Annotated in this window: 35 protein-coding genes and 1 pseudogene; all 36 read left to right on the forward strand. The window is 40.3% G+C overall.

Annotated features, from left to right (window positions below; translation table 11 throughout):
- Positions 1 to 170 precede the first annotated feature (170 nt).
- Positions 171 to 3,770, forward strand: coding sequence for a DNA-directed RNA polymerase subunit beta' (rpoC, locus tag AC625_RS00545; protein WP_049679535.1), 3,600 nt, complete (start codon positions 171 to 173; stop codon positions 3,768 to 3,770).
- A 192-nt stretch (positions 3,771 to 3,962) separates the two neighbouring features.
- Positions 3,963 to 4,211, forward strand: a complete 249-nt coding sequence (locus tag AC625_RS00550) for a 50S ribosomal protein L7ae-like protein (RefSeq protein WP_049679536.1) — start codon at positions 3,963 to 3,965, stop codon at positions 4,209 to 4,211.
- Between the two features lie 104 nt (positions 4,212 to 4,315).
- Positions 4,316 to 4,738 (forward strand): 30S ribosomal protein S12, encoded by a 423-nt coding sequence (gene rpsL / locus AC625_RS00555; protein ID WP_028390466.1) that lies wholly within the window; start codon positions 4,316 to 4,318, stop codon positions 4,736 to 4,738.
- A gap of 41 nt (positions 4,739 to 4,779) precedes the next feature.
- Positions 4,780 to 5,250, forward strand: a complete 471-nt coding sequence (rpsG, locus tag AC625_RS00560) for a 30S ribosomal protein S7 (RefSeq protein ID WP_049679537.1) — start codon at positions 4,780 to 4,782, stop codon at positions 5,248 to 5,250.
- A 50-nt stretch (positions 5,251 to 5,300) separates the two neighbouring features.
- Positions 5,301 to 7,379 (forward strand): elongation factor G, encoded by a 2,079-nt coding sequence (gene fusA / locus AC625_RS00565; RefSeq protein WP_049679538.1) that lies wholly within the window; start codon positions 5,301 to 5,303, stop codon positions 7,377 to 7,379.
- A 120-nt stretch (positions 7,380 to 7,499) separates the two neighbouring features.
- A complete protein-coding gene (gene tuf, locus AC625_RS00570; protein ID WP_049679539.1) occupies positions 7,500 to 8,687 on the forward strand; it encodes an elongation factor Tu in 1,188 nt (395 codons plus the stop codon).
- A gap of 763 nt (positions 8,688 to 9,450) precedes the next feature.
- Entirely contained in the window at positions 9,451 to 9,759 is a 309-nt protein-coding gene (gene rpsJ / locus AC625_RS00575) for a 30S ribosomal protein S10 (RefSeq protein WP_019244375.1), read from the forward strand.
- A gap of 36 nt (positions 9,760 to 9,795) precedes the next feature.
- Complete coding sequence (rplC, locus tag AC625_RS00580; RefSeq protein WP_049679540.1) at positions 9,796 to 10,425, forward strand: 50S ribosomal protein L3; 630 nt, start codon at positions 9,796 to 9,798, stop codon at positions 10,423 to 10,425.
- Between the two features lie 25 nt (positions 10,426 to 10,450).
- On the forward strand, positions 10,451 to 11,074 hold the full coding sequence (gene rplD / locus AC625_RS00585; protein ID WP_049679541.1) for a 50S ribosomal protein L4: 624 nt from the start codon (positions 10,451 to 10,453) through the stop codon (positions 11,072 to 11,074).
- On the forward strand, positions 11,074 to 11,358 hold the full coding sequence (rplW, locus tag AC625_RS00590; RefSeq protein WP_049679542.1) for a 50S ribosomal protein L23: 285 nt from the start codon (positions 11,074 to 11,076) through the stop codon (positions 11,356 to 11,358). Before rplD ends, rplW begins: the two co-directional genes overlap by 1 nt.
- 26 nt (positions 11,359 to 11,384) lie before the next feature.
- Entirely contained in the window at positions 11,385 to 12,215 is an 831-nt protein-coding gene (gene rplB / locus AC625_RS00595) for a 50S ribosomal protein L2 (protein WP_049679543.1), read from the forward strand.
- A gap of 60 nt (positions 12,216 to 12,275) precedes the next feature.
- The gene (gene rpsS / locus AC625_RS00600; RefSeq protein ID WP_049679544.1) at positions 12,276 to 12,554 is read left to right on the forward strand and encodes a 30S ribosomal protein S19; all 279 of its coding nucleotides are present in this window, start codon (positions 12,276 to 12,278) and stop codon (positions 12,552 to 12,554) included.
- 17 nt (positions 12,555 to 12,571) lie between these two features.
- Entirely contained in the window at positions 12,572 to 12,913 is a 342-nt protein-coding gene (gene rplV, locus AC625_RS00605; RefSeq protein ID WP_049679545.1) for a 50S ribosomal protein L22, read from the forward strand.
- Between the two features lie 3 nt (positions 12,914 to 12,916).
- Positions 12,917 to 13,573, forward strand: coding sequence for a 30S ribosomal protein S3 (gene rpsC / locus AC625_RS00610; RefSeq protein ID WP_049679546.1), 657 nt, complete (start codon positions 12,917 to 12,919; stop codon positions 13,571 to 13,573).
- 1 nt (position 13,574) lies between these two features.
- The gene (gene rplP, locus AC625_RS00615) at positions 13,575 to 14,009 is read left to right on the forward strand and encodes a 50S ribosomal protein L16 (RefSeq protein ID WP_049679547.1); all 435 of its coding nucleotides are present in this window, start codon (positions 13,575 to 13,577) and stop codon (positions 14,007 to 14,009) included.
- Positions 13,999 to 14,202, forward strand: a complete 204-nt coding sequence (rpmC, locus tag AC625_RS00620) for a 50S ribosomal protein L29 (protein ID WP_028390454.1) — start codon at positions 13,999 to 14,001, stop codon at positions 14,200 to 14,202. The genes rplP and rpmC overlap by 11 nt, the downstream gene beginning before the upstream one ends.
- A gap of 19 nt (positions 14,203 to 14,221) precedes the next feature.
- The gene (gene rpsQ, locus AC625_RS00625) at positions 14,222 to 14,485 is read left to right on the forward strand and encodes a 30S ribosomal protein S17 (RefSeq protein WP_049679548.1); all 264 of its coding nucleotides are present in this window, start codon (positions 14,222 to 14,224) and stop codon (positions 14,483 to 14,485) included.
- Between the two features lie 42 nt (positions 14,486 to 14,527).
- A complete protein-coding gene (gene rplN / locus AC625_RS00630) occupies positions 14,528 to 14,896 on the forward strand; it encodes a 50S ribosomal protein L14 (RefSeq protein ID WP_049679549.1) in 369 nt (122 codons plus the stop codon).
- Positions 14,897 to 14,938: 42 nt separating this feature from the next.
- Positions 14,939 to 15,250, forward strand: coding sequence for a 50S ribosomal protein L24 (rplX, locus tag AC625_RS00635; protein WP_049679550.1), 312 nt, complete (start codon positions 14,939 to 14,941; stop codon positions 15,248 to 15,250).
- Positions 15,251 to 15,279: 29 nt separating this feature from the next.
- Positions 15,280 to 15,819 (forward strand): 50S ribosomal protein L5, encoded by a 540-nt coding sequence (gene rplE, locus AC625_RS00640; protein ID WP_049679551.1) that lies wholly within the window; start codon positions 15,280 to 15,282, stop codon positions 15,817 to 15,819.
- Positions 15,820 to 15,844: 25 nt separating this feature from the next.
- Positions 15,845 to 16,030, forward strand: coding sequence for a type Z 30S ribosomal protein S14 (locus tag AC625_RS00645; protein ID WP_028390449.1), 186 nt, complete (start codon positions 15,845 to 15,847; stop codon positions 16,028 to 16,030).
- 30 nt (positions 16,031 to 16,060) lie between these two features.
- On the forward strand, positions 16,061 to 16,459 hold the full coding sequence (gene rpsH, locus AC625_RS00650) for a 30S ribosomal protein S8 (RefSeq protein ID WP_028390448.1): 399 nt from the start codon (positions 16,061 to 16,063) through the stop codon (positions 16,457 to 16,459).
- A 30-nt stretch (positions 16,460 to 16,489) separates the two neighbouring features.
- Positions 16,490 to 17,026 carry a 50S ribosomal protein L6 gene (gene rplF / locus AC625_RS00655; RefSeq protein ID WP_049679552.1) on the forward strand — a complete coding sequence of 179 codons (537 nt, stop codon included), beginning with the start codon at positions 16,490 to 16,492 and terminating at the stop codon, positions 17,024 to 17,026.
- A gap of 32 nt (positions 17,027 to 17,058) precedes the next feature.
- A complete protein-coding gene (gene rplR / locus AC625_RS00660; protein WP_049679553.1) occupies positions 17,059 to 17,421 on the forward strand; it encodes a 50S ribosomal protein L18 in 363 nt (120 codons plus the stop codon).
- Between the two features lie 23 nt (positions 17,422 to 17,444).
- The gene (gene rpsE, locus AC625_RS00665) at positions 17,445 to 17,945 is read left to right on the forward strand and encodes a 30S ribosomal protein S5 (RefSeq protein ID WP_049679554.1); all 501 of its coding nucleotides are present in this window, start codon (positions 17,445 to 17,447) and stop codon (positions 17,943 to 17,945) included.
- Between the two features lie 13 nt (positions 17,946 to 17,958).
- Positions 17,959 to 18,141: a 50S ribosomal protein L30 gene (gene rpmD / locus AC625_RS00670; RefSeq protein WP_049679555.1), complete on the forward strand. Its 183-nt coding sequence runs from the start codon at positions 17,959 to 17,961 to the stop codon at positions 18,139 to 18,141.
- Positions 18,142 to 18,177: 36 nt separating this feature from the next.
- On the forward strand, positions 18,178 to 18,618 hold the full coding sequence (rplO, locus tag AC625_RS00675; protein ID WP_049679556.1) for a 50S ribosomal protein L15: 441 nt from the start codon (positions 18,178 to 18,180) through the stop codon (positions 18,616 to 18,618).
- The gene (secY, locus tag AC625_RS00680; RefSeq protein ID WP_049679557.1) at positions 18,618 to 19,913 is read left to right on the forward strand and encodes a preprotein translocase subunit SecY; all 1,296 of its coding nucleotides are present in this window, start codon (positions 18,618 to 18,620) and stop codon (positions 19,911 to 19,913) included. Before rplO ends, secY begins: the two co-directional genes overlap by 1 nt.
- Before the next feature lie 63 nt (positions 19,914 to 19,976).
- Positions 19,977 to 20,627, forward strand: a complete 651-nt coding sequence (locus AC625_RS00685; RefSeq protein ID WP_049679558.1) for an adenylate kinase — start codon at positions 19,977 to 19,979, stop codon at positions 20,625 to 20,627.
- A gap of 37 nt (positions 20,628 to 20,664) precedes the next feature.
- Positions 20,665 to 20,839, forward strand: a pseudogene (locus tag AC625_RS28410) (M24 family metallopeptidase); the annotation flags it as partial.
- 243 nt (positions 20,840 to 21,082) lie between these two features.
- Positions 21,083 to 21,301, forward strand: coding sequence for a translation initiation factor IF-1 (gene infA / locus AC625_RS00690; protein WP_028390440.1), 219 nt, complete (start codon positions 21,083 to 21,085; stop codon positions 21,299 to 21,301).
- A gap of 40 nt (positions 21,302 to 21,341) precedes the next feature.
- Positions 21,342 to 21,455, forward strand: a complete 114-nt coding sequence (gene rpmJ / locus AC625_RS00695) for a 50S ribosomal protein L36 (protein WP_003156543.1) — start codon at positions 21,342 to 21,344, stop codon at positions 21,453 to 21,455.
- Positions 21,456 to 21,478: 23 nt separating this feature from the next.
- The gene (gene rpsM, locus AC625_RS00700) at positions 21,479 to 21,844 is read left to right on the forward strand and encodes a 30S ribosomal protein S13 (protein ID WP_049679559.1); all 366 of its coding nucleotides are present in this window, start codon (positions 21,479 to 21,481) and stop codon (positions 21,842 to 21,844) included.
- 22 nt (positions 21,845 to 21,866) lie between these two features.
- Positions 21,867 to 22,256, forward strand: coding sequence for a 30S ribosomal protein S11 (rpsK, locus tag AC625_RS00705; protein ID WP_028390438.1), 390 nt, complete (start codon positions 21,867 to 21,869; stop codon positions 22,254 to 22,256).
- Positions 22,257 to 22,435: 179 nt separating this feature from the next.
- On the forward strand, positions 22,436 to 23,380 hold the full coding sequence (locus AC625_RS00710; RefSeq protein WP_049679560.1) for a DNA-directed RNA polymerase subunit alpha: 945 nt from the start codon (positions 22,436 to 22,438) through the stop codon (positions 23,378 to 23,380).
- Positions 23,381 to 23,467: 87 nt separating this feature from the next.
- Positions 23,468 to 23,830 carry a 50S ribosomal protein L17 gene (gene rplQ / locus AC625_RS00715; RefSeq protein WP_049679561.1) on the forward strand — a complete coding sequence of 121 codons (363 nt, stop codon included), beginning with the start codon at positions 23,468 to 23,470 and terminating at the stop codon, positions 23,828 to 23,830.
- Positions 23,831 to 23,983 lie beyond the last annotated feature (153 nt).

The following is a 23,983-nucleotide window of genomic DNA, read 5'->3' on the forward strand; positions in this document are numbered from 1 at the left end:
ATTTACCACTCTGACTAGGCAGTATTGGCTCTTCAAGTAATCGAACCATGCTGCCTGTTGGAGTTCAATTAATTAGGTCGGCCATTTTAAGGGAAAATGGCGCCTGGTATATGAAAGAACACTTTAAGCAATTTGGGTAAAACCTGGAGATCAAAAGGGAGGTAGGCCCCTTGATAGACGTAAATAATTTTGAGTATATGAAAATTGGTCTTGCTTCACCAGATAAGATTCGTTCTTGGTCACATGGCGAAGTAAAAAAACCAGAAACAATTAACTATCGTACATTAAAGCCTGAGAAGGACGGTTTGTTCTGCGAAAGAATTTTCGGACCACAAAAGGACTGGGAGTGTCATTGCGGTAAATACAAACGAGTTCGTTATAAAGGTGTCGTTTGTGATCGCTGCGGTGTAGAAGTTACACGTGCAAAGGTTCGTCGTGAACGCATGGGGCATATTGAGCTTGCAGCACCTGTATCCCATATTTGGTATTTCAAAGGCATTCCAAGCCGAATGGGACTTGTATTAGATATGTCTCCGCGTGCTTTGGAAGAAGTGATTTATTTTGCATCCTATGTTGTAACCGAAACAGGTGATACAACACTAGAAAAGAAACAGCTTCTTTCTGAAAAAGAATATCGTGCATACCGCGAAAAATACGGAAAAAAATTCCAAGCTGGTATGGGTGCAGAGGCAATAAAGAAATTACTACAAGATATTGATACAGAAAAAGAAACAGAAGCTTTAAAAGAGGAATTAAAAACAGCTCAAGGACAACGTAGAACTCGAGCAATTAAGCGCCTTGAAGTATTGGAGGCTTTCCGTAATTCAGGAAATGAACCTTCTTGGATGATTCTGGATGTGCTACCTGTTATTCCACCAGAGCTACGTCCTATGGTGCAATTAGACGGTGGTCGTTTTGCAACTTCTGATTTGAATGACTTGTATCGACGAGTAATAAACCGTAACAATCGTTTGAAACGTTTATTGGATCTTGGTGCACCAAGCATCATCGTTCAAAATGAAAAACGTATGCTCCAAGAAGCAGTAGATGCATTGATTGATAATGGTCGACGTGGCCGTCCGGTAACAGGACCTGGTAACCGCCCATTGAAATCACTTTCTCATATGCTAAAAGGGAAGCAAGGACGTTTCCGTCAAAATCTACTTGGTAAGCGTGTCGATTATTCTGGTCGATCTGTTATTGTTGTTGGGCCGAACTTAAAAATGTATCAATGTGGACTTCCAAAAGAAATGGCGATTGAGCTTTTCAAACCATTTGTTATGAAAGAACTTGTTCAAAAAGGGTTAGCACACAACATTAAATCAGCTAAACGTAAGATTGAGCGATTGTCTCCAGAGATTTGGGACGTACTTGAAGCGGTTATTAAGGAGCATCCGGTATTACTGAACCGTGCACCTACACTTCACAGACTTGGTATTCAAGCATTTGAACCAACACTTGTTGAGGGTCGGGCAATCCGTCTTCACCCGCTTGTATGTACAGCATACAACGCTGACTTCGATGGTGACCAAATGGCTGTACACGTTCCGCTATCATCAGAAGCACAAGCTGAAGCAAGATTGCTAATGTTGGCTGCGCAAAACATTCTAAACCCGAAAGATGGAAAACCAGTTGTTACTCCTTCGCAGGATATGGTGTTAGGAAACTATTACTTAACATTAGAAAGAGCTGGTATCATCGGAGAAGGAATGGTCTTTAAAGACACAAGCGAAGCTTTGCTTGCTTATCAAAACGGCTATGTACACTTGCACTCACGTGTTGCTGTACATGCAGGTTCCTTAAATAATGAAACATTTACAGAACAACAAAATAATCAGCTCTTATTAACAACTGTTGGTAAGCTGATATTTAATGAAATTTTACCTAAATCGTTCCCTTACATTAATGAACCTACAGGATACAATTTGGAAGTGAAAACTCCAGAGAAGTATTTTGTTGAAAATGGGGCAAACATTAAAGAACTTATCCAAGCACAACCGTTAATTGATCCATTTAAGAAGAAAATTCTTGGGAACATTATTGCGGAAGTATTTAAACGTTTCAAAATTACCGAAACGTCTAAAATGCTTGATCGGATGAAAAATCTTGGATTCAAACACTCTACAAAAGCTGGAATCACTGTTGGTGTTTCTGATATCGTAGTATTGGGTGAAAAACAACAAATTATTGAAGAAGCACAGCTAAAAGTGGATAACGTCCTGAAACAATTTAGACGTGGTCTAATAACGGAAGATGAGCGTTATGATCGAGTTATTTCAATTTGGAGTGCTGCTAAAGATACGATTCAAGCTAAACTAATGGATTCATTAGACCGTAGCAACCCGATTTTCATGATGAGTGATTCTGGAGCGCGTGGTAACGCGTCTAACTTTACTCAGTTAGCGGGTATGCGGGGATTGATGGCCAACCCGGCTGGACGTATTATTGAGCTGCCGATTAAATCAAGTTTCCGCGAAGGATTAACGGTGTTAGAATACTTTATCTCTACCCATGGTGCACGTAAAGGTCTAGCCGATACCGCACTTAAAACAGCCGATTCAGGCTACCTTACTCGCCGTCTCGTAGACGTAGCACAAGATGTTATTGTTCGCGACGATGACTGTGGAACTGACCGCGGATTGAAAATTTCAGCTCTGAAAAATGGTACAGAGATTATAGAGACATTAGAAGAACGTTTAATTGGCCGTCATGCTAGAAAGGCAATTAAACACCCTGAAACGAAAGAAGTTATTGTTCTTGAAAATGGACTAATCACTGAAGATCTTGCTAAGTATATTGAAGATAGCGGAATCAAGGAAGTGTGGATTCGTTCTGCGTTCACATGTAACACGAGTCATGGTGTATGCAAAAAATGTTATGGACGAAATCTTGCGACAGGTCAAGAAGTTGAAGTCGGAGAAGCAGTCGGAATTATCGCTGCACAATCTATCGGAGAGCCTGGTACACAGTTAACAATGCGTACATTCCATACAGGTGGTGTTGCCGGAGATGATATCACTCAAGGTCTGCCACGTATCCAAGAAATCTTTGAAGCAAGGAACCCTAAAGGACAGGCGGTTATTACTGAAATTGAAGGTACTGTTGTTTCAATTAATGAAATACGTGACAAACAACAAGAAATCGTTGTTCAAGGTGCTGTTGAATCTCGGACTTATACCGCACCATATTCTGCGCGTTTAAAAGTTTCTGTAGATCAATATGTACAGCGCGGAGAAGAATTAACTGAAGGATCGATTGATCCGAAAGAGTTACTTAAAGTTACGGATGTACTTGCAGTTCAAGAATACTTGTTACGCGAAGTACAGAATGTATATCGTATGCAAGGGGTAGAAATCGGGGACAAACATATCGAGGTTATGGTTAGACAAATGCTTCGTAAAGTCCGCGTACTTGATGCAGGTGAAACGGATGTTCTTCCGGGAACGTTACTGGATGTGCATCAGTTTACTCAAGCGAATACAGACGCACTTCTTAGTGGCAAGAACCCAGCTACCGGACGACCAGTCCTGCTTGGTATAACGAAAGCATCACTAGAAACAGATTCTTTCTTGTCGGCGGCATCATTCCAAGAAACTACTAGAGTTTTAACAGATGCAGCGATAAAAGGAAAACGTGATGAATTACTAGGGTTAAAAGAGAATGTTATCATTGGTAAACTTGTACCAGCGGGAACAGGAATGCTTCGTTACCGCAAGGCAAGCCCGGTTATTGTTGAAGAAACAAACGAAGACAGCGTTCCAGTAGAGTAATGATATAAACACTGACTCGTGAGGTGCTTGCTCTTTTACAAGACAAAGTTTAAACTTGTTAAAAGATCATGCATATTACGAGTCGGTATTAATTATTTATATATTAAAAGATAAGTTGACAAAAAGACATCATAAGTGATATTATTGCAAAGGTGCTCCTATGATACCCTGTAACTTTGGAGGATATGATAGATGTCTTATGAAAAAGTACTACAGGCAAAGTCAGTGATAATAGGAACGAAACAAACCATGAGAGCTCTCAAACAAAATTTAATTCGAGAGGTTATCATTGCGCAGGATGCTGATCTATTATTGACAGCCCATGTCGCAGAGACTGCTCGAGAATTAGAAGTTCCAATCACGTACGTTGATTCGATGCGGATGCTTGGAAAAGCATGCGATATTGATGTCGGAGCAGCTACTGTTGCCATTAAAAAGTAAAACTGTTTTTGCAGAATTATTTTTGCAAGAACTTTGTTTTTGCTCAATTATGAACCACCTGGATGTGTGGTACTAGAACTGAAAAGTGAAGGGAGGACAAATTAATGCCTACTATTAATCAATTAGTGCGTAAAGGTCGCGAGTCTAAAGAATACAACTCTAAATCACCAGCACTTAACAAAGGCTATAACAGCTTTAAAAAATCACAAACTAACGTAACTTCTCCACAAAAACGTGGTGTTTGTACTCGTGTGGGAACTATGACACCGAAAAAACCAAACTCAGCGTTACGTAAATATGCACGTGTACGTTTGACGAATGGTATCGAGGTAACAGCTTACATTCCTGGTATCGGTCATAACCTGCAAGAACACAGCGTGGTACTAATCCGTGGAGGTCGTGTAAAAGACTTACCAGGGGTACGTTATCACATCGTTCGTGGTGCACTTGATACAGCTGGAGTAAATAACCGTATGCAAAGCCGTTCTAAATACGGAACAAAACGTCCAAAAGCACCAAAAAAATAATAGAACCAAAAATATGAACTACACCGAAAGGAGGAAACATAATGCCTCGTAAAGGACCTGTTTCTAAAAGAGACGTATTACCAGATCCAATTTATAATTCAAAACTTGTGACTCGTTTAATCAACAAATTGATGGTTGATGGACAAAGAGGTAAATCACAAAAAATTCTTTATTCTGCATTTGATACAATCCAAGAACGTACTGGCAACAACCCGATGGAAGTGTTTGAACAAGCACTTAAAAACATCATGCCTGTACTAGAAGTAAAAGCACGCCGTGTGGGTGGAGCTAACTACCAAGTACCAGTTGAGGTGCGTCCAGATCGACGTTCAACTCTAGGACTTCGTTGGTTGGTAAACTACTCTCGCCTTCGTGGAGAAAAAACGATGGAAGAGCGTTTAGCTTACGAAATCATGGATGCTGCTAACAACACTGGAGCAGCTGTTAAGAAACGTGAAGATACACATAAAATGGCAGAAGCTAACAAAGCGTTCGCTCACTACCGTTGGTAAGATTGTATTATATAAAACCATTCTCATAAATAGGAAGGAGAAAGACCAAGATGGCAAGAGAGTTCTCCTTAGCAAATACTCGTAATATCGGTATCATGGCTCACATCGATGCTGGTAAAACGACGACAACTGAACGTATTCTGTTTTATACTGGTAAAATTCACAAAATTGGTGAAACGCACGAAGGTGCATCACAAATGGACTGGATGGAACAAGAGCAAGAACGTGGTATTACTATCACATCTGCTGCTACAACAGCACAATGGAATGGAAACCGCGTAAATATCATTGATACACCGGGACACGTAGACTTCACTGTAGAAGTTGAACGTTCCCTACGTGTACTTGATGGAGCTGTAGCTGTACTTGATGCACAATCAGGTGTTGAGCCACAAACAGAAACTGTTTGGCGCCAAGCTACGACATACGGTGTTCCACGTATTGTATTTGTAAACAAGATGGACAAAACAGGTGCGGATTTCCTATATTCTGTAGGAACTTTACATGATCGCCTACAAGCGAATGCACATGCAATCCAAATTCCTGTTGGCGCTGAAGATCATTTCACAGCTATCATTGACTTAGTAGAAATGAAAGCTACTTTCTATGGCAATGACCAAGGTACTGACATCTCTGAAGGTGAAATCCCTGAAGAACATCTTGAATTAGCTCAAGAACACCGTGAGAAACTAATTGAAGCGGTAGCTGAACTTGATGAAGATCTAATGGAGAAGTACTTAGGCGGAGAAGAAATCTCAGTAGCTGAACTTAAAGCTGCAATCCGTAAAGCGACACTTAGTGTTGAATTCTACCCTGTAGTTTGTGGTACTGCATTCAAACACAAAGGAGTTCAATTAATGCTTAATGCAGTAGTTGATTACTTACCATCTCCTCTTGATGTTCCTGCTATCAAAGGTACGCTTCCTGATACAGAGGAAGAAGTTGAGCGTCATGCTGATGATGCGGAACCATTCTCTGCACTTGCATTTAAAGTTATGACGGATCCTTATGTAGGGAAACTTACATTCTTCCGCGTATACTCTGGTACATTGCAATCTGGTTCTTACGTAATCAACTCAACAAAAGGTAAACGTGAACGTGTTGGTCGTATCTTACAAATGCATGCAAACAGCCGTGAAGAAATCTCAGTAGTACATGCTGGTGACATCGCTGCTGCAGTAGGCTTGAAAGATACTACAACTGGTGACACATTATGTGATGACAAAGACCAAGTTATTCTTGAGTCTATGGTCTTCCCTGAGCCAGTTATCTCACTTTCAGTTGAACCAAAATCAAAAGCTGACCAAGACAAAATGGGTCAAGCTCTACAAAAACTTCAAGATGAAGATCCAACATTCCGTGCACATACTGACCCGGAAACAGGTCAAACGATTATTGCAGGTATGGGTGAACTTCACCTAGATATCCTTGTAGACCGTATGCGTCGCGAGTTTAAAGTAGAAGCAAACGTAGGTGCTCCTCAAGTAGCGTACCGTGAAACATTTCGTGGATCTGCGCAAGTTGAAGGGAAATTCGTTCGCCAATCTGGTGGTCGTGGGCAATTCGGGCACGTTTGGATTGAGTTCTCTCCAAATGAAGAAGGAAAAGGATTCGAATTTGTAAATGCTATCGTCGGTGGTGTTGTTCCACGTGAATACATCCCTGCTGTTCAAGCGGGTCTAGTAGACTCACTTGATCGCGGTGTTATCGCAGGATATCCACTTGTTGATATTAAAGCAAAACTATTTGACGGATCTTACCATGACGTTGACTCCAACGAAATGGCATTTAAAATCGCTGCATCTATGGCACTTAAAAATGCAGCATCTAAATGTAAACCGGTCATTCTTGAGCCAATTATGAAAGTAGAAGTTGTTATTCCAGAAGAGTACATGGGAGATATCATGGGTGACGTAACATCACGCCGTGGACGTGTAGAAGGTATGGAAGCACGCGGAAACACACAAATGGTTAAAGCGATGGTTCCACTATCTGAAATGTTCGGATATGCAACATCTCTACGTTCTAACACTCAAGGACGCGGAACATTCTCTATGCACTTCGATCACTATGAAGAAGTACCGAAGAGCATCGCAGAGGAAATTGTTAAGAAAAATAAAGGTGAATAATTGATTTTCATCTTCTATTAAAGTATAACTACTTATGTAAGCTGCGAAACCAGGTATTGCCTTGTTTCGCAGTATCATAATTCTAAAATAAAATTTATAATTTCAAGGAGGAATATCCTAATGGGTAAAGCTAAATTCGATCGTTCAAAACCACACGTTAACGTTGGAACAATTGGTCACGTTGACCATGGTAAAACAACTCTTACAGCTGCTATCACAACTGTACTTGCAAAAAGTGGTGGAGCAGAAGCACGCGGATATGACCAAATCGACGGAGCACCAGAAGAAAAAGAACGTGGTATTACAATTTCTACTTCACACGTTGAGTATGAAACAGATGCTCGTCACTATGCGCACGTTGACTGCCCAGGTCACGCTGACTATGTTAAAAATATGATCACTGGTGCTGCACAAATGGATGGCGGAATCCTAGTAGTTTCTGCTGCTGACGGCCCAATGCCACAAACTCGTGAGCACATCCTTCTTTCTCGTCAAGTAGGTGTTCCTTTCCTAGTTGTATTCATGAACAAATGTGACGTGGTAGATGACGAGGAGCTTCTTGAATTAGTAGAAATGGAAATTCGTGACCTTCTTACTGAATACGAATTCCCTGGTGATGATATTCCAGTAATCAAAGGTTCTGCTCTTAAAGCTCTTGAAGGTGAAGCAGCTTGGGAAGAAAAAATTCATGAATTAATGAACGCTGTTGATGAATATATTCCAAACCCAACTCGTGAGACTGACAAACCATTCATGTTACCAGTTGAGGATGTATTCTCAATTACTGGACGTGGAACAGTTGCTACAGGACGTGTTGAGCGTGGACAAGTTAAAGTCGGAGATGTTGTAGATATCATCGGTATGACTGAAGAGCCAAAACCAACTACTGTAACTGGTGTTGAAATGTTCCGTAAGCTTCTTGATTACGCTGAAGCTGGTGACAACATTGGAGCACTTCTTCGTGGGGTTTCTCGTGAAGATATCCAACGTGGACAAGTAATTGCTAAACCAGGTTCAATCACTCCACACACTAAATTCAAAGCGGAAGTTTATGTTCTTTCAAAAGAAGAAGGTGGACGTCATACTCCATTCTTCACAAACTACCGTCCACAATTCTACTTCCGTACAACGGATGTAACTGGTATCTGTAATCTTCCAGAAGGCGTAGAAATGGTTATGCCTGGAGATAACATCGAAATGTCAGTAGAACTAATCGCACCAATCGCTATCGAAGAAGGTACTAAATTCTCTATCCGTGAGGGTGGACGTACTGTAGGCGCTGGCGTAGTTGCTACAATCACTGAGTAATTGAATAGTTGAAAGGGACGCCTTTCAAAAGGGAGCAGCAGGGACGCCGGCTGCTCCCTTTTTTTATATAAAAATTCAAAAGTTAAATTTTTCCAAGGGGTCTTGTTATCAAGTAAAAGCAGACCATCGTGCGTAAAAATGCTTGGCGTAGTTGATAAGGTGCATGCACTTCTTAAAATAGATTCTGCATCAGGATTCAATATAAGATAACCTAAGAAGAATAACCCTTTTGTATAAGAGGCAATGCAGGGCGGCAGATTCTAATGATTTCTAATCATAACAAAGCTTATTAAGGATATTTTTTAACATTGTACGAAATCAGCCGCTAATACATAACTCGAGATATTCTAATTAAGTATCACTCCCTATATTTCCCTATTCCCAAACGCTTCATCCTTTGGTATTCTGTTTCTAGAGTAAGAATGAATAGATTTTTATTGTATGATGTTTACTAGATGTATGTTAAAATACTTTGAAGTTCAGATGACAATTGATTGTATGTGCCCAACAATAAACTAAGCATATAAATTAAACTTGATAAAGAGTAGCGTACTATGTATAATAGTAAAAGTGTGTTGCACAAAGAAATAATAAAGTTTTACTTGATTATTCTAGGTGCTTTAGATATAATAGACAATGTTGGTCTTTGACTGCGATGATTTGGAAGGTTGCTGACACACCCGGCCGCTTTGCCATGGCGAGTGTGTGGGAAATTTCCATTGAGAAAGTCTATTTAGAAAATAGGCGAAAAGGAGGGAAAATAATGGCAAAACAAAAAATTCGTATTCGTTTAAAAGCATATGATCACAGAATTCTTGATCAATCTGCTGAGAAAATTGTTGAAACTGCAAAACGTTCTGGTGCTGCTGTATCGGGTCCGATTCCACTACCAACTGAACGTTCTGTTTACACGATCCTTCGTGCAGTTCACAAATATAAGGATTCTCGTGAGCAATTCGAGATGCGTACTCACAAACGTCTTATCGATATCGTGAACCCAACTCCTCAAACAGTTGATTCATTGATGCGTTTAGACTTACCATCTGGTGTTGACATTGAAATCAAACTTTAATTATAGAAAATTAGAAAAAATCAGGAGGTGTGACTAATGACCAAAGGAATCTTAGGAAGAAAAATCGGTATGACGCAAGTATTTGCTGAAAATGGAGAACTTATTCCAGTTACAGTAATCGAAGCTGCTAACAACGTGGTTCTTCAAAAGAAAACAGTTGAAACTGACGGTTATGAAGCAATTCAAATCGGTTTTGAAGATAAACGTGAAAAGCTTTCGAATAAACCTGAAAAAGGCCATGTTCAAAAAGCAAACACTGCACCTAAGCGCTTCATTCGCGAATTCCGTTCAGCTAATCCTGCTGAATACGAATTAGGTCAAGAAGTCAAAGTTAGTATTTTTGCAGAAGGCGATACAGTAGATGTAACAGGGGTCTCTAAAGGTAAAGGTTTCCAAGGCTCAATTAAACGTCACGGACAATCTCGTGGGCCAATGACTCACGGTTCACGTTACCACCGTCGACCAGGTTCAATGGGTCCTGTTGCTCCAAACCGCGTATTCAAAGGTAAATTATTACCAGGACGTATGGGTGGAGAACAAGTAACTGTTCAAAACTTAACAATTGTTAAAGTTGATGTAGAACGTAACTTACTTTTAGTAAAAGGTAATGTTCCGGGTGCAAGAAAAGCTTTAATCAAAGTTAAGTCTGCTGTTAAAGCTAAGTAATATCTGAGAAAGGAGGAGCATTAGAATGCCAAAAGTTACATTGTTCACTCAAACTGGCTCAAAAGTTGGCGATATCGAACTAAATGAGTCGATTTTTGGGATTGAACCTAATAATTCTGTATTATTTGAAGCAATTATTATGCAAAGAGCGTCTTTAAGACAAGGAACTCATAAAGTAAAAACTCGTTCTGAAGTTGCAGGCGGCGGTCGTAAACCATGGAGACAAAAAGGAACTGGACGTGCGCGTCAAGGTTCAATTCGTTCACCACAATGGCGTGGCGGCGGTACTGTATTCGGTCCGACACCAAGAAGCTACTCTTACAAATTACCTAAAAAGGTTCGTCGTTTAGCGATTAAATCTGCTTTGTCGGCTAAAGTCCTTGAAGATAATGTATTAGTACTTGAAAACCTAGTTTTCGAAGCTCCAAAAACAAAAGAATTTGCAGCTGTTCTTAAAGGACTTTCTATTGAAACTAAAACGTTGATCGTAACTGACGGTTTAGATGAGAAAGTTGCGTTATCTGCTCGTAACATCCCAGGTGTTACTGTTGTAGAGGCGAATGGTCTTAATGTTCTTGATGTTGTTTCACACAACAAATTGATCTTGACTAAATCTGCTGTTCAAAAAGTAGAGGAGGTTCTAGCATAATGGATGTTCGTGATATCATTAAGCGACCAGTAATTACAGAAGCTTCTTCAGACGCAATGGCTGAGAAGAAGTATACGTTTGAAGTTGATGTAAAAGCTAACAAGACTCAAGTTAAAGATGCTGTGCAAGAAATCTTTGGCGTACAAGTTGAGAAAGTTAACATCATGAACTACAAAGGTAAATTTAAACGCATGGGTAAACATGCAGGTTATACAAACAAACGCCGTAAAGCGATTGTTAAATTAACTGCTGACAGCAAAGAAATCGAATTATTCGAAGCTTAATTCATTAGAGAAGGAGGGAAATACACATGGCGATTAAAAAGTATAAACCTACCTCTAACGGTCGACGTAATATGACTACATCTGACTTTGCTGAGATTACTGCAAGCAAACCAGAAAAATCATTACTTGCTCCTTTAACACGTAAAGGCGGCCGTAATAACCAAGGTAAGTTAACAGTTCGTCATCAAGGTGGCGGCCACAAGCGTCAATACCGTATCATTGATTTCAAACGAAACAAAGATGGTATACCAGGACGCGTTGCTACAATTGAGTACGATCCAAATCGTTCTGCAAACATTGCATTAATTAACTATTTAGATGGAGAAAAACGTTATATCCTAGCTCCTAAAAACCTAGAAGTAGGTCTGGAGATTATGTCTGGCGTTGACGCTGATATTAAAGTAGGTAACGCTCTTCCATTATCAAATATTCCAGTTGGTACAGTAATCCATAACATCGAATTAAAACCAGGAAAAGGTGGACAATTAGTCCGTTCTGCAGGAACATCTGCACAAGTTCTTGGTAAAGAAGGTCGTTATGTACTTGTACGTTTAAATTCTGGAGAGGTTCGTATGATTCTTGCAACTTGCCGTGCTTCTATCGGTCAAGTAGGTAATGAACAACACGAATTAATCAATATCGGTAAAGCCGGACGTTCACGCTGGTTAGGAAAACGCCCAACAGTTCGTGGATCTGTAATGAACCCGAATGATCACCCGCATGGTGGTGGGGAAGGTCGTTCACCTATCGGACGTAAATCTCCAATGTCTCCTTGGGGTAAACCAACTCTTGGTGCTAAAACCCGTAAGAAGAAAAACAAATCCGATAAATTTATCGTGCGTCGTCGTAAAAAATAACGGGATTGAACTACGGTTCACATATAGAGCCGTAGCACAATCACGAAGGGAGGTACACTCATGGGTCGCAGCTTAAAAAAAGGTCCATTTGTTGATGAGCATTTGATCGTTAAGGTTGAAAAGTTAAATGAAACTGATAAGAAGCAAGTTGTTAAAACTTGGTCTCGTCGTTCAACAATCTTCCCACAATTTATCGGTCACACAATCGCTGTCTATGATGGTCGTAAACACGTACCGGTTTATGTAACGGAAGACATGGTAGGTCATAAACTTGGCGAATTCGCACCTACACGTACTTATAAAGGTCACGCAAGTGATGACAAGAAAACAAGACGTTAACGAGAGGAGGGCATCTCATGCAAGCAAAAGCTGTTGCTAGAACAGTTCGTATTGCTCCTCGTAAAGTCCGTTTAGTTGCAGATTTAATTCGAGGAAAACAATTAGGTGAAGCTGTAGCGATTCTCCGCTTAACTCCAAAAGCCGCTTCTCCAATCGTAGAAAAAGTTTTGAAGTCTGCTGTCGCAAACGCAGAACACAACTACGAAATGGATATCAATAACCTAGTTGTTTCAGAGGCATACGTAAATGAAGGACCAACATTGAAACGTTTCCGTCCACGCGCAATGGGACGTGCGAGTGCGATTAACAAACGTACTAGTCATATTACTATCGTTGTATCAGAAAAGAAGGAGGGGTAAACTGTGGGTCAAAAGATAAATCCAATCGGTATGCGTATCGGAATTATTCGTGATTGGGAATCGAAATGGTACGCTGATAAAGACTATGCTACTCTTTTGCATGAAGACCTTAAAATTCGTGAATATATCACGAAACGTTTAAGCGATGCTTCAGTATCAAAAGTCGAAATTGAACGTGCTGCTAACCGCGTAAATGTTTCAGTACACACTGCTAAACCAGGTATGGTTATTGGTAAAGGTGGTACTGAAGTTGAAGCACTTCGTAAAGCTTTGAACCAGTTAACTGGTAAAAGAGTTCATATTAATATCATCGAAATTAAAAGAGCAGATCTTGATGCTAAATTAGTTGCTGAAAACGTAGCACGTCAATTAGAAAACCGTGTTTCGTTCCGTCGTGCACAGAAACAAGCGATTCAACGTACTATGCGTGCCGGCGCTAAAGGAATCAAAACACAAGTATCTGGTCGACTTGGCGGAGCTGATATCGCTCGTGCTGAACACTACAGTGAAGGAACTGTACCTCTACACACACTTCGCGCTGACATTGACTATGCACATGCTGAAGCGGATACTACTTATGGTAAGCTAGGCGTGAAAATATGGATCTATCGTGGAGAAGTTCTTCCTACTAAGAAGAAATCTGAGGAAGGAGGAAAATAATATGTTATTGCCTAAACGCGTTAAATACCGTCGTGAACATCGCGGTAAAATGAGAGGTAATGCTAAAGGCGGAACTGAAGTACACTTCGGTGAATATGGCCTTCAAGCAATCGAAGCATCATGGATTACGAACCGTCAAATCGAAGCTGCTCGTATCGCTATGACTCGTTATATGAAACGTGGCGGTAAAGTTTGGATTAAGATTTTCCCAAGCAAACCATACACTGCTAAACCTCTAGAAGTACGTATGGGTTCCGGTAAAGGGGCCCCTGAAGGATGGGTAGCAGTTGTAAAACCGGGTAAAGTAATGTTTGAAATCTCTGGCGTACCTGAAGAGGTGGCACGAGAAGCGTTACGTCTTGCAGCGCACAAACTTCCAATTAAATGTAAGTTTGTTAAACGTCAAGAAATTGGTGGTGAATCAAATGAAGGCTAATGAAATTAAAGAGTTAACCACTGCCGAAATTGAACAAAAAGTAAAATCTCTTAAAGAAGAATTATTTAATCTTCGTTTCCAGTTAGCTACTGGACAACTTGAAAATACAGCACGTATTCGTGAAGTTCGTAAATCGATCGCTCGTATGAAAACAGTTGTTCGTGAAAGAGAGATCGGTGTCAACAATCGATAATTGAGGGGAGGTTTGCAGAATGAGCGAACGCAACCAACGTAAAGTATATACTGGACGCGTTGTATCCGACAAAATGGATAAAACGGTAACTGTTCTTATAGAAACTTACAAAAAGCACTCACTATACGGTAAGCGCGTAAAGTATTCTAAGAAATTCAAGGCTCATGATGAGTTAAATGAAGCTAAAATTGGCGATGTAGTTAAAGTGATGGAAACTCGTCCATTATCCGCTACAAAACGTTTCCGTTTATTAGAAGTAGTAGAAAAAGCTGTAATTATCTAATCTATGTTCGGATTAAGTTAAATCCGAAGGGAGGTTTCGTACATGATTCAACAAGAATCACGTTTAAAAGTAGCTGATAACTCTGGTGCTCGTGAAGTACTAACAATTAAAGTTCTTGGTGGTTCAGGCCGTAAAACTGCAAACATCGGTGATGTCATCGTTGTAACAGTCAAACAGGCAACACCAGGTGGCGTTGTTAAAAAGGGTGAAGTAGTTAAAGCAGTTGTTGTACGTACAAAACGTGGTATGCGTCGTCCTGACGGTTCTTACATTCGTTTCGATGAAAACGCATGTGTAATTATTCGTGACGATAAAAGTCCACGTGGAACACGTATTTTTGGACCTGTTGCACGTGAATTACGCGACAGCAACTTTATGAAAATCGTATCACTTGCTCCAGAAGTTTTATAATGATAAATATCGTAAAAGGCCTTTCAAGGAGGTGCGAAGCTAATGCATGTTAAAAAAGGTGATAAAGTCGTAGTCATCTCTGGTAAGGACAAAGGCAAACAAGGTACAATTCTTGTAGCATACCCTAAGAAAAATCGTGTGCTTGTTGAAGGAATTAATATCGTGAAAAAGCACTCTAAGCCATCTCAATTGAATCCACAAGGTGGAATCATCAGCAGAGAAGCTGCTATTCACGCATCCAATGTTATGCCACTTGATCCGAAAACTGGAAAACCAACTCGTGTTGGTTACAAGATTGAAGACGGCAAAAAAGTACGCGTAGCTAAAATTTCAGGTGAATCTTTAGATAAATAAGTCATTAATGAAGGGAGGTACACTAAGTAATGAACCGCCTAAAAGAAAAATTCCAAAAAGAAATTAGTCCCGCTCTAGTGAGCAAATTTAATTATAAATCAGTAATGCAAGTCCCTAAAGTGGATAAAATCGTTATTAACATGGGTGTTGGTGATGCAGTTTCAAATTCAAAAGCATTAGATGTTGCTGTTGAAGAATTGGCACTTCTCTCTGGACAAAAACCTGTTGTAACAAAAGCTAAAAAATCTATCGCAGGCTTCCGTCTACGTGAAGGTATGCCTATCGGTGCGAAAATTACATTACGCGGTGAGCGTATGTATGATTTCCTTGATAAGCTAGTTTCTGTTTCTTTACCACGTGTACGTGACTTCCGCGGAGTTTCAAAAAAATCTTTTGATGGTCGCGGGAACTACACTTTGGGTGTTAAAGAGCAACTTATCTTCCCTGAGATTGACTACGATAAAGTGAGCAAAGTTCGTGGTATGGACATCGTTATTGTAACGACTGCTAATACTGACGAAGAATCTCGTGAACTACTTACTCAATTAGGAATGCCGTTCCAAAAGTAATCTCTAAGTAAAGGGAGGCGAAAACGTGGCTAAAAAATCAATGATCGTGAAGCAAAAACGCGGAGCTAAATTTGGTGTTCAAGAGTACACACGTTGCGAACGTTGCGGACGTCCACACTCTGTATACCGTAAATTTAAACTATGCCGTATTTGTTTCCGTGAACTTGCATATAAAGGACAAATTCCTGGCGTGAAAAAAGCTAGCTGGTAATACCCGATTATGGGAAGGAGGTAAATAATAATGGTCATGACAGATCCTGTTGCAGATATGCTGACTCGCATTCGTAATGCGAATATGGTTCGTCACGAGAAATTGGAAGTTCCCGCTTCTAAGATCAAAAAGGAAGTTGCTGAGATCTTAAAGCGTGAAGGCTTCGTACGTGACGTTGAGTTAATCGAAGACAACAAACAAGGTATCATCCGTATCTTCTTAAAATACGGTGCAAACAACGAACGTGTTATCACAGGACTAAAACGTATCAGCAAGCCTGGTCTACGTGTTTATGCAAAAACTGGTGAGGTTCCACGCGTTCTTAATGGTTTAGGTATCGCAATTGTTTCTACTTCTCAGGGAGTTTTAACAGATAAAGAAGCTCGCGCTAAACAAGTTGGCGGAGAAGTACTAGCATACGTTTGGTAATACATTTTCACAAGAATGGAGGTGCACTAAATGTCACGTATAGGTAAAAAACCTATTGAAATTCCTGCTGGTGTAACAGTTACTCTCAACGGTAGTGAAGTAGCTGTTAAAGGACCAAAAGGTGAACTATCTAGAACTTTCAATTCAGATCTTACAATCTCTGTGGAAGAAAACGTGTTAACTGTAACACGTCCATCTGACGCAAAAGAACACCGTGCCCTTCATGGTACAACTCGTGCGGTTATCGCAAACATGGTTGAGGGTGTTTCTAAAGGTTTTGAAAAAAAACTAGAACTTATCGGGGTAGGTTACCGTGCTCAAAAGCAAGGTAACAAACTTGTCCTAAGCGTAGGATATTCTCACCCGGTTGAATTCGAAGTTGAACAAGGACTAGAAGTTGAAGTTCCTGCAAATACAAAGATCATTATCAAAGGGATTAACAAAGAACGCGTTGGCGCATTAGCTGCTGATGTTCGTCAAGTTCGTCCGCCAGAGCCTTATAAAGGTAAAGGTATCCGTTACGAAGGCGAATTTGTTCGTCGTAAAGAAGGTAAAACAGGTAAGTAATGTCGCCTGAGTAAATGAAAGGAGTGACGTAAATGATTACGAAGCTTGATAAAAACGCTACTCGTCAGAAAAGACATGCACGTGTTCGTGCTAAACTTTCTGGAACTGAAGCTCGTCCTCGTTTAAATGTGTTCCGTTCAAACAAACACATTTACGCTCAATTAATTGACGATGCAACTGGCGTAACTCTAGCAAGTGCTTCTACTCTTGATAAAGAGCTTAACATTGAAGCAGCAAGTAATGCAGAAGCTGCAAAACAAGTTGGCGCACTTATTGCGAAGCGTGCAGTTGAAAAAGGATACAGCGCTGTTGTATTTGACCGCGGTGGATACCTTTTCCACGGACGTGTTAAAGCATTAGCTGACGCTGCTCGTGAAAACGGCTTACAATTTTAATAGATAAAGGAGGGACAAAACTGATGCGAGGTATTGATCCTAATAAATTAGAACTTGAAGAGCGTGTAGTAACAGTTAACCGCGTAGCTAAAGTTGTAAAAGGCGGACGTCGTTTCCGTTTCACTGCACTTGTAGTTGTAGGTGACAAGAACGGTCACGTTGGCTTTGGAACAGGTAAAGCACAAGAAGTGCCTGATGCAATTCGTAAAGCTATTGAGGATGCTAAGAAAAATCTAGTTACGGTTCCTGTCGTTGGTACGACAATTCCACATCTAGTGAACGGTCGCTTTGGTGCAGGTCATGTCCTTTTAAAACCTGCTTCTGAAGGTACAGGAGTTATCGCTGGTGGTCCGGTTCGTGCGGTACTTGAATTAGGTGGAGTAAGTGATATTCTTTCAAAATCACTTGGAACGAACACACCTATCAATATGGTTCGTGCTACAATTGAAGGATTAAAGCAATTAAAACGTGCTGAAGACGTAGCAAAACTACGTGGTAAATCAGTAGAAGAACTGTTAGGATAAGGAGGGAATATCAATGGCAAATAAATTAGAAATTACCCTCACTCGCAGCTTGATTGGTCGTCCGGATGACCAACGTGTTACAGTTAATACTTTGGGTTTACGCAAAATGCATCAAACAGTTGTTCATGATGATAACCCTGCGATCCGCGGTATGATTAACAAAGTTGGTCATCTTGTTACTGTAAACGAACAATAAAATAATTCTCACTTAACAAGGAGGTGCCAACAAACAATGAAACTTCATGAATTAAAAGCTGCAGAAGGTGCTCGTAAAGAGCGCAAACGTAAAGGTCGCGGTATTGGTTCTGGTAACGGTAAAACAGCAGGTAAAGGCCATAAAGGTCAAAATGCTCGTTCTGGTGGTGGAGTACGTCTTGGATTCGAAGGTGGTCAAACTCCTTTATTCAGACGTTTGCCTAAACGTGGATTCACGAACATCAACCGTAAAGATTACGCTATCGTAAATCTTGAAGTGTTAAACCGCTTCGAAGATGGTACTGAAGTAACACCTGCTCTATTAATTGAGACAGGTATCGTAAGTAAAGAAAAAGCAGGAATCAAAATTCTTGCCAAAGGCAATGTTGAGAAAAAGCTTACTGTTAAAGCTCATAAATTCTCCTCTACTGCAAAAGAAGCTATTGAAGCAGCTGGCGGTACAACTGAGGTGATTTAATGTTTCACACGATTTCCAACTTTATGCGCGTGGCTGATATAAGAAACAAAATCATGTTTACCCTTTTAATGCTCATCGTCTATCGCATCGGTACATTTATTCCCGTACCGAATGTGAATGCCGATGTGTTAAAGGCTCAAGATCAGCTAAGCGTATTTGGTGTTCTTAACACTTTTGGTGGTGGAGCACTCCAAAACTTCTCTATCTTGGCTATGGGAATTATGCCGTATATTACGGCTTCGATCATTATCCAGCTTTTACAGATGGATGTTGTTCCAAAGTTCACTGAGTGGTCCAAGCAAGGAGAAGCTGGACGTCGTAAATTAGCTCAGTTTACTCGCTATTTCACTATAATACTTGGATTTATCCAAGCACTTGGTATGTCCTATGGCTTTAACAACATGTCTAATGGAATGCTTATCAAAAACGCTGGTGTTACTACTTATCTGCTTATTGCACTAGTATTAACAGCTGGTACGGCTTTTCTCTTGTGGTTAGGAGAACTGATTACGTCCAAAGGAGTCGGTAACGGAATTTCCATTATCATCTTTGCTGGTATCGTAGCAGGAATGCCAAATACTGCAAACCAGATTTTTGCTCAGCAATTTGAAGATGCGGGTGACCAACTCTTCTTGAGGATTATTACAGTTGTTTTACTTTTGATTGCAGTGTTAGCAGTTGTGGTTGCTGTTATCTTTATTCAACAAGCACTACGTAAAATTCCTATTCAATACGCTAAGCGTGCGGCGGCAGGCCGTACACCGGCGGGAGGGCAATCTACACACTTACCGTTAAAAGTAAATGCTGCGGGAGTAATTCCTGTAATCTTTGCCATGGCATTTCTTGTTACGCCAACAACAATCGCTTCATTCTTTGGTTCGAATAAGGTTACAGAATGGATAACGAATAATCTTACTTATCAACACCCAATTGGTATGGTCATCTATGTGGCACTTATCATTGCATTTTCATATTTTTATGCATTTATTCAAGTTAATCCTGAACAAATGGCAGATAATCTGAAGAAACAGGGTGGCTATGTACCAGGCATTCGACCAGGAAAAGCGACGCAAGACTATGTGACAAGTGTGTTATATCGCTTGACTTTCGTTGGCTCGCTATTTTTAGCAGTTATCGCAATTTTGCCGGTGATATTCATACAACTTGCTAACTTGCCGGCCTCGGCACAAATTGGTGGAACGAGTATTCTAATCGTAGTTGGTGTTGCACTTGATACGATGAAGCAACTTGAATCACAGTTAGTAAAGCGTCATTATAAAGGCTTTATAAAGTAATGGAGATTTAGGGACATTGATGTTCCCTAAAAATCCATTATGGAGTTTGAGGGGGTTTGATGAGTGAATTTAGTGTTAATGGGTCTTCCGGGTGCCGGAAAAGGTACCCAAGCCGAAAGAATCGTCGAAAAGTATAACATCCCTCATATCTCAACTGGAGATATGTTCCGAGCAGCTATTAAAGACAGCACGGAACTTGGTTTACAAGCTAAATCATTCATGGATAAAGGCGAGTTAGTTCCTGATGAAGTAACAATCGGTATTGTTCGTGAGCGATTAAGTCAAGATGATTGCAGTCAAGGTTTCTTGCTTGATGGTTTTCCAAGAACTGTAGCTCAAGCAGAAGCGCTTGAAAAGATTCTTTCAGACTTGGATCGTCAATTACAATATGTAATTAATATCGATGTTGATAAAAACATCTTAATGGATAGATTGACTGGGCGACGCATTTGCAAATCTTGCGGTGCTACTTATCACCTTGTATTCAATCCACCTGCAGTTAATGATGTATGTGACCGTTGCGGCGGAGAACTTTATCAACGTGCTGATGACAATGAAGAAACAGTTCAGAATCGTCTGGACGTAAATCTTAAGCAAACACAACCACTTCTCGACTTCTATGAAGCGAAGGGTTATGTACGCAACATTAATGGTCAACAGGATATTAATATTGTTTTTGAAGATATCAATAAGCTGCTATCAACTTTGCGATAAGGTTGTGGAGAAACAAAACGACTCTTTGAAGAAGCTAGAGTCATTATATAGAGAGTTGAAAGAAGCGAGTAACATGTGCGTCTTTCAAACATCTCCCACGCTATTCAAACCTATGTCAAGGCTGGAAGCTTCTCTTTCAGTAGAGAGTATGGAGGCCACATAATCGGTCAAGACTTACATGAGGGCCAAATATTCCTCAAACCGGTCCGCCTAAAACTTGGTTATCGGTAGAAGCCTGGTATGGTTACGCTTTTGTTAGGAAGCGAAATCTAAAAAAGCAGTGATGTGAAGACTTTAGAGGATGATGGACGAAAGTAATGTTGACGGAAAGATGTGAACCCTTTTAGAAAGAGCTATACTTCTCGCAAGCCTTTGTCGTCATTGACAATGTGTTGCAAAGGTGGTATTGTTCATGTGCTAAATGGGTCCATGCATAGAGAAGGGAGAATCACTTAATGGCGAAAGACGATGTAATTGAAGTAGAAGGCACAGTACAAGAGACTTTGCCAAATGCAATGTTTAAGGTAGAATTAGAAAATGGTCATACTGTTTTAGCTCATGTATCCGGTAAAATTCGTATGCACTTTATTCGCATTTTGCCTGGAGATAAAGTTACGGTTGAGCTTTCCCCGTATGATCTAACTCGCGGCAGAATCACATACCGATTTAAATAATCTGGTTACGCTCCGATCTGTATAAGGAGGTTAGATAGCAATGAAAGTCAGACCATCTGTAAAGCCAATCTGCGAAAAGTGTAAAGTTATCCGCAGAAAAGGTAAAGTTATGGTTATTTGCGAAAACCCTAAACATAAACAAAAACAAGGCTAATATAGAAGGAGGTGCACACATCAATGGCACGTATTGCTGGTGTTGATATTCCCCGTGACAAACGTATTGTCATTTCTTTAACATATATTTTCGGTATTGGAAAACAAACTGCGATTAAGATTCTTGCAGATGCTGGTATTTCTGAGCAAACTCGTACTCGCGACTTAACGGAAGATGAATTAAACAAAATCCGTGAAATCATCGATGCTTTAAAAGTAGAAGGTGACCTTCGTCGTGAAATTTCTTTAAATATCAAACGTCTAATGGAAATTGGTAGCTACCGTGGTTTACGCCACCGTCGTGGTCTTCCTGTTCGTGGACAAAATACAAAAAACAACGCTCGTACGCGTAAAGGACCTCGTCGTACAGTAGCTAACAAGAAAAAATAATCAGTAAAGGAGGTTACATTTCATGGCACGTAAAACTAATACACGTAAACGTCGTGTGAAAAAGAATATAGAAACTGGTATTGCACATATTCGTTCAACGTTCAATAATACTATTGTTACTATCACAGATTCACATGGTAACGCAATTTCATGGTCAAGTGCTGGAGCACTAGGTTTCCGTGGATCACGTAAATCGACTCCATTCGCTGCTCAAATGGCTGCTGAAACTGCTGCAAAAACATCAATCGAACATGGTATGAAAACTCTTGAAGTTACTGTTAAAGGACCAGGTGCTGGACGTGAAGCTGCAATTCGTGCACTTCAAGCTGCTGGACTAGAAGTAACTGCAATTAAAGACGTAACTCCAGTTCCTCATAACGGATGCCGTCCACCAAAACGTCGCCGTGTTTAATTTTTCTGTATAAATTTTGTATTCATGTCTATAATGGGACATAATACTAAGTTTGCGTTCTAACAGAATGATTAATTCAGTTGTTGCTCACAAGCGGGAACGTATACATGGGGAATTTCGGTTATAAGTTCGGATACTTACTGACCGAGGTTTCGACGTTTTGAAGGAGGGTTTGTTAAATGATCGAAATAGAAAAACCAAAAATCGAAACGGTTGAAATCAGCGATGACGCCAAGTATGGCAAGTTCGTCGTAGAGCCACTTGAGCGTGGATATGGAACAACTTTGGGTAACTCCTTACGTCGTATTCTTCTATCCTCACTCCCAGGTGCTGCTGTCACATCTATACAAATTGATGGAGTGCTGCATGAGTTCTCAACAATTGAAGGCGTCGTAGAAGATGTAACTTCTATCATTCTTAATGTGAAAAAGCTTGCTCTAAAGATTTATTCCGATGAAGAAAAGACGCTTGAAATTGATGTGCAGGGTGATGGAGTTGTTACAGCTGCTGATATCACTCATGACAGTGACGTGGAAATTCTTAATCCGGATTTACACATTGCTACTATTGGGAAAAATGGCCATATGCGAATGCGTTTAATGGCTCGTCGCGGCCGTGGATATACTCCTGCTGATCAGAACAAAAGAGAAGACCAGCCAATTGGTGTGATTCCAATCGATTCGATCTATACTCCTGTAGCTCGTGTTTCCTACCAAGTTGAAAATACTCGTGTAGGCCAGATGACTAACTATGACAAATTAACGTTTGACGTTTGGACAGATGGAAGCAATGGACCACAAGAGGCAGTTGCTCTTGGGGCTAAGATTTTAACAGAGCATTTGAATATTTTCGTTGGTTTAACGGATGAAGCTCAAAATGCTGAAATTATGGTAGAAAAAGAAGAAGACCAAAAAGAAAAAGTTCTTGAGATGACTATTGAGGAACTAGATCTTTCAGTCCGTTCTTATAACTGCTTAAAACGTGCTGGAATTAATACCGTTCAAGAGCTTGCTCATAAAACGGAAGAAGATATGATGAAAGTACGAAATTTAGGGCGCAAATCACTTGAAGAAGTGAAAGCCAAGCTTGAAGAATTAGGCTTAGGTCTTCGTAAAGATGACTGATGACTAGTCGGCTAAGCTGAACTAGGCATTTTATTGTAAGCCTCGCACAATGAATATTTAACTTCTATAGAAGGAGGGAATCTCTACATGGGTTACAGAAAGTTAGGACGCACTAGCGCTCAACGTAAAGCATTACTTCGTGATTTAGCTACTGATCTTATCATCCATGAGCGCATTGAAACTACAGAAGCACGTGCTAAAGAAATCCGTTCTGTTGTTGAAAAAATGATTACTCTTGGTAAACGTGGTGACTTACACGCTCGTCGTCAAGCAGCTAGCTTCATCCGTAAAGAAGTGGCTAACGCTGAGAGTGGGCAAGATGCTCTACAAAAATTATTCAGTGACATCGCTCCTCGTTACGAAGAACGTCAAGGCGGTTATACTCGTATCTTGAAAATGGGTCCACGTCGCGGAGACGCTGCACCAATCGTAGTTATCGAGTTAGTTTAATAACAGCTTTGAAGAGGGCTTAGGACAGTTGAACAAAAACTTGTTCTTCGTCCTTTTCTTTTATATACAACTAGAAAAAACATATAAGAAATCGCTATTTGAGTGTTACGATGGCTGGTATGCAGGATGCTGTTACCCTCACGTCTAGCTCAA

This window comes from Peribacillus loiseleuriae (genome assembly GCF_001183985.1).
Classification (GTDB): domain Bacteria; phylum Bacillota; class Bacilli; order Bacillales; family DSM-1321; genus Peribacillus; species Peribacillus loiseleuriae.